Annotated in this window: 9 protein-coding genes; 8 read left to right on the forward strand and 1 reads right to left on the reverse strand. The window is 61.8% G+C overall.

What is annotated here, in order from left to right:
• Positions 1-135 precede the first annotated feature (135 nt).
• A complete protein-coding gene (locus VHD36_12250; protein HVU88081.1) occupies positions 136-498 on the reverse strand; it encodes an STAS/SEC14 domain-containing protein in 363 nt (120 codons plus the stop codon).
• 214 nt (positions 499-712) lie between these two features.
• On the opposite strand from VHD36_12250, the gene VHD36_12255 reads away from it, so the two are divergent.
• The 8 genes from VHD36_12255 to VHD36_12290 form a co-directional block, all read left to right on the forward strand.
• Complete coding sequence (locus tag VHD36_12255; GenBank protein HVU88082.1) at positions 713-1,522, forward strand: MBL fold metallo-hydrolase; 810 nt, start codon at positions 713-715, stop codon at positions 1,520-1,522.
• An 88-nt stretch (positions 1,523-1,610) separates the two neighbouring features.
• On the forward strand, positions 1,611-3,026 hold the full coding sequence (locus VHD36_12260; GenBank protein HVU88083.1) for a UDPGP type 1 family protein: 1,416 nt from the start codon (positions 1,611-1,613) through the stop codon (positions 3,024-3,026).
• A gap of 42 nt (positions 3,027-3,068) precedes the next feature.
• Positions 3,069-4,166 carry a mannose-1-phosphate guanylyltransferase gene (locus VHD36_12265; protein HVU88084.1) on the forward strand — a complete coding sequence of 366 codons (1,098 nt, stop codon included), beginning with the start codon at positions 3,069-3,071 and terminating at the stop codon, positions 4,164-4,166.
• A gap of 138 nt (positions 4,167-4,304) precedes the next feature.
• A complete protein-coding gene (ruvX, locus tag VHD36_12270) occupies positions 4,305-4,778 on the forward strand; it encodes a Holliday junction resolvase RuvX (protein ID HVU88085.1) in 474 nt (157 codons plus the stop codon).
• 3 nt (positions 4,779-4,781) lie between these two features.
• Positions 4,782-5,711 (forward strand): SDR family oxidoreductase, encoded by a 930-nt coding sequence (locus tag VHD36_12275; protein HVU88086.1) that lies wholly within the window; start codon positions 4,782-4,784, stop codon positions 5,709-5,711.
• Between the two features lie 144 nt (positions 5,712-5,855).
• The gene (locus tag VHD36_12280) at positions 5,856-6,671 is read left to right on the forward strand and encodes an MBL fold metallo-hydrolase (GenBank protein ID HVU88087.1); all 816 of its coding nucleotides are present in this window, start codon (positions 5,856-5,858) and stop codon (positions 6,669-6,671) included.
• Between the two features lie 9 nt (positions 6,672-6,680).
• On the forward strand, positions 6,681-7,706 hold the full coding sequence (locus tag VHD36_12285; protein ID HVU88088.1) for a hypothetical protein: 1,026 nt from the start codon (positions 6,681-6,683) through the stop codon (positions 7,704-7,706).
• Positions 7,707-7,936: 230 nt separating this feature from the next.
• Positions 7,937-8,244, forward strand: a 308-nt coding sequence (locus tag VHD36_12290; protein ID HVU88089.1) for a calmodulin-binding protein, incomplete at its 3' end; no start/stop codon positions are given.

Below are 8,244 nucleotides of genomic sequence, written 5' to 3' on the forward strand. Positions count from 1 at the left end.
AAGCCCTCGTGGCTTTTTTCAACCTCGCCAAGTGCGAAGCAAAGCTTCGCACGGCTCGCAAAATAACGACTTACGTCGACATTTTGCCATCGCATCCCTGCGATGTCGCAGCCCGTTGAGTTCTTCAACAGGCTGCTAGGCCGCTTCCAGCCACGTCTTGGCTTCGGCCGCCTTGGTGTGGTCGAAGTACTTGATCGTGGCCGTGGTGAACGGCTTGCAAAAAGCGGCCATCCCGGCTTCCCATTTCGTTTCGCCCACGACCGCCAGGCGTTCGATGTCGCGAAAATGCTTGGCGTCGAACTTGATGTCTTCCCACAGTGCGGACGCTTCCCAGCCGTGGAAGTCGTGCAGCTCGAGCAGGATGCGGATCTTGCCGTGGGCCTTGATCAATCGCTCGATCTCGGGCACAAACCGTTCGTAATCCTGCTTGCTAAGCTTGCCGCTGGCACGCACCACGAGATTTTTTCCGGCACCTTCCTCGCGTACTTCGACAGCCATGGCGTTCACCTTAATTGATTTCTTAGACCTGGTGGCGGCACGTCCTCACGACAGACCGCCAGCCTACCACATTCCGCAACGCTACTGAACGAGGGGACCAATCGAGTTGCTCGTAAGGCCCGAGATCATGGCAACGGCTTCCAGAAGCCACGTTTGTCCGGCCTGCAAGTTGTGCCGTTTGCTGAACTTTCCCGGTTTGCCTTAGAATCGGCCCATGCCTGCTGAACGCAAATTCATCACGACAGATACGTCTGGCCAATTGGTCTTTCTCGGAACCGGCACGTCGGTCGGCGTTCCGGTAATCGGCTGCGGCTGCGACACCTGTACGAGCACCGATCCGCGCAACAAGCGGACGCGTTGTGGGCTGGTGCTGGGGCTGCCCGAGGGCGTGCTGCTGGTCGATACCCCGACCGACTTGCGCATGCAGCTTTTGCGCGAGGGGATCGGGCTGGTCAATGCCGTGCTTTATACGCACGAGCACGCCGATCATGTCTTCGGCCTGGACGACGTGCGGCTGTTCCCCTACTACCTCGGGCACAAGCTGCCGCTGTATTGCGAGGAGGTCGTCGAGCGGCGGATCCGCAAATCGTTCGACTACGCCTTCGGCCAGCCCGAAGCTTCCCACGCGGGCGGCATCCCACAGTTGGATATCCACGGCATTACAACAGCGCCGTTCGACCTGTTAGGAGCGCGAATCATTCCCATTCGCCTGTTGCACGGACGCTGGGAAGTGCTGGGGTTCCGCTTTGGCAACGTGGCCTATTGCACCGACACGAACAAGATTCCCGACGAAAGCTGGCCGCTCTTGGAGGGGCTGGATGTCTTGATTCTCGATGCCCTCCGGCCTCGGCCGCACGCCACGCATTTTGGGCTCGACGAGGCGATCGCGGTGGCGGAAAAACTGGCTCCCAAGCGGACGCTCTTCACCCATCTGTCACACGAACTGGAACATGCGGCGACGAGCGCGATTTTGCCGGCCGGCATGGAATTGGCATACGATGGTCTGCGCATTCCGCTGATCTAGACTTGGCGAGGCATGTTTCTTGCAATGCTCCACCTCCCAAGCAAACAACATCGCCATGCTTACAACGACTCCTACGTCATCGACTAACATGGCCTCCATCAATAAAGAACAGCTAAAACAGCAGCTTCGCTCGTCGGGCCAGGAGCACTTGCTGCGCTTCTGGGACGACCTGAACGCCGCAGAGCAGCAGCGCCTTGCCGGGCAGATCGCAGAGATTAATTTCCGCCAGATCGCGGATTTGTTTGACGAGGCCAACGCCAAGACACCGGCCGGCGGGGATAACCACTCCGCCCGGGCCAAGCGCGCGGCGCCGCCGCCGGCCATTCGCCTGAGCGAACAGCAAGGGGCCGCATCTCAGCAGGCCCGCGAGCAGGGAGAACAGGCACTGCGCGACGGGAAGATCGGCGCGGTGCTCGTGGCCGGCGGACAAGGCACCCGGCTCGGCTTCGACCATCCGAAGGGATTGTTCCCGATCGGGCCACTCTCCGAAGCTCCGCTTTTTCAGATCTTGTTCGAGAAACTGCTGGCCGTTCGGAAGCGCTACGGCGTATCGATTCCGCTGTACATCATGACCAGTCCGGCCACGCATGAGGAAACCGTGGCGGCACTTGATAAGCACGCGCGCTTCGGTCTGCCGGCCGAGGACGTCATCGTCTTCTGCCAGGGAACGATGCCGGCCGTCGACGGAAAAACGGGAAGGCTTTTGCTCGAGGAGCGCGGCAGCCTGTTCCTCAGCCCCGATGGCCACGGCGGGATGTTGCGGGCGCTTGCGCGCGGCGGGGCTCTTGCCGATATCGAGCGGCGTGGGATCGAGCAGTTGTTCTACATGCAGGTCGACAATCCGCTGGTGGTCGTGTGCGACCCGCTCTTCATCGGCTACCACCTGGAGGCGAATTCCGAGGTCTCGACGCAGGTCGTCGCCAAGCAGAATCCGCTGGACCGGGTCGGCAATGTCGTTTCCGTCGACGGCCAGGTACAGATCATCGAATACAGCGACCTGCCCGACGAGGTCGCTGAGTTGCGCGACGCCGACGGCTCGCTGAAACTGTGGGCGGGCAACATCGCCGTACACGTTTTTGACGTGGCGTTTTTGAAGCGGATGAGCGCCGGCGGCGGCAAGCTGCCGTTTCATTTTGCGAACAAGAAAGTGCCGTACGTCGACGATTCGGGACGCCCGGTCGAGCCGGCGCAGCCCAACGCCATCAAGTTCGAGCAGTTCATTTTCGATTTGCTGCCGGCGGCCAAACGATCGCTGGTGGTCGAGGTTGACGAGCAAAGCGTCTTCGCGCCGGTCAAGAATGGCGAAGGAGCCGAGCGCGACACGCCCGACACGGTTCGCCGGCAGATGATCACGCTGCACCGCCGTTGGCTGGAAGCGGCAGGCGCCAAGGTCGGGAGCAATGTGCGCGTGGAAATCAGCCCGCTCTTCGCGCTGGACGCGGCCGAAGTCGCGACGAAGGTCAACCCCTCGACGAGTATCACGGAAGATCGCTATTTTAAATAGGACCGTTGGCGGCAATGCCGTTGCCGCCGGCGAGAATGCCTGATGTTGCACGCGCTTGTCATGGCCGGGGGATCCGGCACCCGCTTCTGGCCCGTCAGCCGCGAGAAAACGCCTAAGCAACTGTTAAAACTCTTGGGCGAGCGGTCGCTCTTGCAATCGACCATCGATCGGCTGGATGGCCTGGTCACTTCGCAGCAGACTTTAATTGCCACGGCCCGGGCGCTAAGGGCGCCGATCCGCGCGCAACTGCCGCACTTGCCGCCGGCCGCCGTGCTGGGCGAACCGTGCAAGCGCGACACGGCGCCCTGCATTGGGCTCGCCGCTCTGTTGACTGTTTCGTACGACCCTGACGCCACGATGCTCGTGTTGCCGGCCGACCACGTCATTCGGGACTTCGCCAGCTTCCAACGCGGTGTGCGGCAAGCAGTGGCCCTGGTCGACGAAGATCCAACGCGCCTCGTGACCTTTGGAATTCGCCCCACGTATCCGGCCGAGAGCTTTGGGTATCTGGAACGTGGCGAATCGATCGACGGCGCGCATGCCACCACAGCCGGGCCGGCATTCCGCGTGGTGCGCTTTCGCGAGAAGCCACAGGCGGCCGTCGCCCAGCAATACCTCGACGCCGGTAATTTCTACTGGAACTCGGGCATCTTCGTGTGGCGCGCGCAAACCATTCTCAATGCGCTCGCCAAGGCCCAGCCCGAAATGGTCTCACGCTTGCGAACGATCGCCCAGGCGTACGGCACGGTGGAATTCGATGCCGCATTCGCTCGCGAGTTCGCCGCGATTCGCGGGATCTCGATCGACTATGCCGTGATGGAGCAGGCCGACAACGTGGTGCTGATCGAAGCGCCGTTCGACTGGGATGACCTGGGCAGTTGGCAGGCCCTGGCCCGGCAGCGCGGCCAGGATGCCGACGGTAACACGATCGCCGCCCGGCACCTGGGGATCAAAACGTCGGGCACGATCGTTTTCGCCGACGAGCGAGCCAAGGACCATCTGATCGTGACCGTGGGGGCCGAGGACCTGATCATCGTTCATACGCCCGACGCTACGCTCGTGGCCCGGCGGCAAGATGAGGAATCATTGCGACAGGTGGTCAAGGAATTGGAGAAGCGAGGCTGGCGCGAGAACTTATAATCGAAGCATGCTGACGTCCCAGTTTTCAAACGGCCTGGGGTGCCACTTGGTGCCACTGGTAGCTTGTCTCCGAGTGCTTACGCTGACTTCGGCACTGGTGGGCGAGCCACCGGTGGCACCCAACTCACCTTTACGTCCATGACCAGCTCCTCATCGGCTCACGCCCCCGCAGGCCGCGTCGCCGGCGTTGATTACGGTACCGTGCGGATCGGTATCGCGATCTCGGATGCCCGGCGGACCATCGCCAGCCCGCTCGAGAATTACACGCGCCGCGGCCAGCAGGCCGATGGCGAGCATTTGCGTCGCCTGGCGATTGAGGAGAATATTGTATTGTTCGTAGTTGGCTTGCCCGTCCACTTGGATGGCCGGGAAAGCCAGAAATCGCGCGAGGCGCGGGATTTCGGCCGATGGTTGGGCGAAGTGACTGGCAAGCCGGTCGAGTATTTCGACGAGCGATTCACCAGCGCCGAAGCCGAGCGTTACCTGGGGGCCGCGGAACTGACGAAGAAACAACGCAAGGCGCGGCTCGACAAGCTGGCCGCACAGATCCTGCTCACCGCTTATCTTGAATCCGGAGGAAAGACCGAAGGGACGTCGGGTTTGGATGACTAGCGCATGATAGACAACCCAAACGAACGCCTCCGCGACACCCTGCGTCCCGGCGACGGTGAACCTCAAGCGCCGCAAAAAAAGCTAATCGTCGGTTGCGGCTACCTGGGCCGGCGTGTGGCCGATCGCTGGCGCGCGGCCGGGCACGAAGTGTACGCCGTGACTCGTTCGCACAGCCATGCGGCCAGGTTCGAGCGCGCCGGCTTTAAACCGATCGTTGCCGACGTGATGCGGCTCGACTCGCTCGTCAATCTGCCGCCGGCGACCACGGTCCTCTATGCGGTCGGCTACGACCGTAACCAGAGATACGGTATCGAAGAAGTCTATTTGCGCGGACTGATCAACGTGCTCAATGCCTTGCCGGAGGAAACTGGGCGGGTCATCTACGTCAGCTCGACCGGTGTCTACGGCGATTGCGGCGGCGCCTGGATCGACGAGCAGACTCCCTGTTTTCCGGATCGCGCCGGCGGGCGCGCCTGCCTGGCCGCTGAAGAGGCCCTCTTGAGCCATCCGCGCGGCGCGAATGCCGTCGTGTTGCGCATGGCCGGCATCTATGGGCCGGGGCGGATTCCGAATCGCGAGGCGCTCGAAGGCGGAAAGACGATTCCGGCTCCCGCCACCGGCTGGCTGAATCTGATTCATGTCGATGACGCGGCCACGGTGGTGCTCGCGGCCGAGCGCGCCGAACCCGGTCCGCGTCATTACCTGGTTTCGGATGGCTGCCCGGTTGCGCGTCGCGATTACTACCGGCAATTGGCGTCATTGCTCGCGGCGCCGGCGCCGCGATTCCTGGCCCCCGATGCGACGCTGCCTTCGGCGGTGCGTGCCAAGAGCGACAAGCGGATCAGCAATACGCGGCTCGTCTCGGAGTTGGGCGTCCAATTGACCTATCCGTCGTTTCGCGAAGGGTTGGCCGGCATTGTTTCGGCCGGCTGAGACCAGCGGTGGCTCGCGGAAATCGATAGGCGTCGAGCGATGGCCGGCGGAGCGGACCTGGAGGTTTTCGGCCCGCCTGATAAAATCCCTGGGCAATCCTAGGCCTACCCGCCGGCTGCGCCTGGCGATTAAAAGGACGACATCATGCTTGAACGGAAGCCCGTTTTTCCCCATGTCATCGAGATGAACTACCAGGCGGGCGAGCGCCTGGGGTGCAACGTTTATCTGGTCTACGACGAATCCGAATGGATTCTCATCGACATCGGTTTCGAGGATGCTGTCGAAGAAATCGTGGAGATGATCCGGCAGCTCGACTTCCCGCTGTCGAACTGCAAGACCCTGATCGCCACGCACGCCGACGTCGATCACATTCAGGGGCTCGCCAAGGTCAAGCAACTGCTCAAAGCCACGGTCACCGCGCATCGCCTGGCCGTGCAGCCTCTGGCCGAAGGGGACCTGATCAAAACCTTTGCCCGGATCGACGCGCAAGACATCCACCTGGAAATGCCGCCGGTAAAGGTCGACACGCTGGTCGACAATGGCGACGTGATCACGGTCGGCAAGCTGAAGCTCGAAGTCTGGCACACGCCCGGCCACACCGATAGCCAGCTTTCGTTCCGCCTGGGGAACCTCCTCTTCAGTGGCGACAACATCTACCGCGATGGCTGCGTGGGGGCGATCGACGCCCATCATGGCAGCGACATTCAGGCTTTCTTGCGGTCCCTGCAGCGCATCCGCGCCAGCGACGTCGAATGGCTGCTGCCGAGCCATGGCCCAATCTTCCGCAAGGACAACAACCTGCTCGACCGCACGATCGCGCGACTGGAGAACTATCTGCACATGGCTGACTTCGGCACCTGTGCCGTCGACTGGCCGCTGATGGACGAATGGGATCGGGAACTGGCCGAAGGGAAGATGCCGCTAGACAGTTCCCGCGCGGCGCAAGGGGCCCGGCCTTAAGAGGCGTTTATGCACTTAGTAACTGGCGGGCACGTCAAGATGCTCAAGGCGATCTCGGAGCTACTTCTGCCGTTCCTTCTGCTTGTAGCGGCGCACGCGGTGAGCTTTGCGGACGCTCCCGCCTTTCGCGATAAGATTGTGTTCTTCGGTAACACAGTCGACGGGCGACAACGCATTGAGTCGACGGCGCTCGACGCGACGCAATTGCAAACCCTGTGCGAGCTTCCGCAAGGGACGTCGGTACTACCGGGAAGAATATCCCCGGACGGGCGCACGCTGGCCTTCACCCTCGTTACCAAAGAAAGCCCGCGGCCGGCCTTGTGGCTTTGGGAGCACGGTTCCGAGCGCAAGAAGCTCTCGGACAACGTCACTTGGGTTTGCGCATGGTCACCCAACAGCGAGAGGATTGCCGGATTCGATGGCGATGCTGACGGCAGATTTGCATCGTTCACCATCGACGTGGCGACCGGTCGCCGCACGAAGATCGACCTGCCCGAGACCGATTGGGTAGACGACTGGTCGCCGAATGGCCGCACGCTCCTGGCGACTCTAGGCAATCCGACACGGAGCTATGTTCGTGCTGACGGTGAAGAGTATCCGCTGCGTGCGCTGATTTCACTCGACGTAAGCGGCGAGCGCCGCACGCCCATCACGACCGATCCTCAAGGCGATTATATCTGGCCGCGCTACTCGCCCGACGGAACACAGGTCGCGTTTTATGCGCGCTATCACCGTAACGGGAAAACTGCCGAGTACGCCATGATAGCTGGGGCCGATGGATCGAATGCGCGCGAATTAGCCTGCTTCACATCGCTCGACAACGACGAATTGATCAAACCCAATGGCGCCCCTTGTTGGGCCCCCGACGGTCGGACCATTTTCTTTAAGGTGATAAAGCGCCCTCAAATTCAAGACGGTGTCGGCGCCGATCAAACTCGCTTCGAGCTCGCGGCGCTAGCGAGCGACGGGAGCGGCACCCGACGGATTCCACTCAGCACAGAACGGTCGTGGTGGGGCTTCATCGATTGTCGCTAGCAAGCCGTGCCAAGGACGCTGGCGTCTGCATTCTGCCCGCAAAGTTTGCCAGGTCTGTCCCGCTTCTCCCCCACCTCACGGACTCTACCGGCTTTAACGGATATTCCCTCAATGCCGGCTGTAAGGGGTGCCGATTCACTCCGTACAGACCTGGAGCGACACGCGGCGCAGAGAGCCTCTTCTCGCAGAGGCCAGCCGATCTTGGCGTTCAGGGTGAGGGGGGATTCACGATGATTCGTCGCGGCATGTTAGCGGTCGTCTGCGCGCTCGGCCTGTGGTCGGGCATGGCAGCGGGAGCCGCCGCCCAGGAGCAGGCGTTCGGTCGGCAGTGGGCGCGCAGCTACAATACCCAGGACTGGGACCGCTTCTACCACTACCCGTACCTTTGGTATCCGCAGAACTTCTGGAGCGCGGACTATTACCGCAGCTCGGAGAGCTTGTACTACCGCTATCCGCCGGAAATGCGGGTGCCGGTCTACAACAAGCGCTGGCACAACGAATTCCCCATGACCCGCAAGTATCATTGGGGTAATCACTT

Source organism: Pirellulales bacterium, assembly GCA_035546535.1.
Classification (GTDB): domain Bacteria; phylum Planctomycetota; class Planctomycetia; order Pirellulales; family JACPPG01; genus JACPPG01.

Excerpts from the sequence above, each read along its gene's own strand:
- VHD36_12250 (HVU88081.1), bottom strand. The coding sequence starts at position 498 with ATGGCTGTCGAAGTACGCGAGGAAGGTGCCGGAAAAAATCTCGTGGTG.
- VHD36_12255 (HVU88082.1), top strand. The coding sequence starts at position 713 with ATGCCTGCTGAACGCAAATTCATCACGACAGATACGTCTGGCCAATTG.
- VHD36_12260 (HVU88083.1), top strand. The coding sequence starts at position 1,611 with ATGGCCTCCATCAATAAAGAACAGCTAAAACAGCAGCTTCGCTCGTCG.
- VHD36_12265 (HVU88084.1), top strand. The coding sequence starts at position 3,069 with ATGTTGCACGCGCTTGTCATGGCCGGGGGATCCGGCACCCGCTTCTGG.
- ruvX (HVU88085.1), top strand. The coding sequence starts at position 4,305 with ATGACCAGCTCCTCATCGGCTCACGCCCCCGCAGGCCGCGTCGCCGGC.
- VHD36_12275 (HVU88086.1), top strand. The coding sequence starts at position 4,782 with ATGATAGACAACCCAAACGAACGCCTCCGCGACACCCTGCGTCCCGGC.
- VHD36_12280 (HVU88087.1), top strand. The coding sequence starts at position 5,856 with ATGCTTGAACGGAAGCCCGTTTTTCCCCATGTCATCGAGATGAACTAC.
- VHD36_12285 (HVU88088.1), top strand. The coding sequence starts at position 6,681 with ATGCACTTAGTAACTGGCGGGCACGTCAAGATGCTCAAGGCGATCTCG.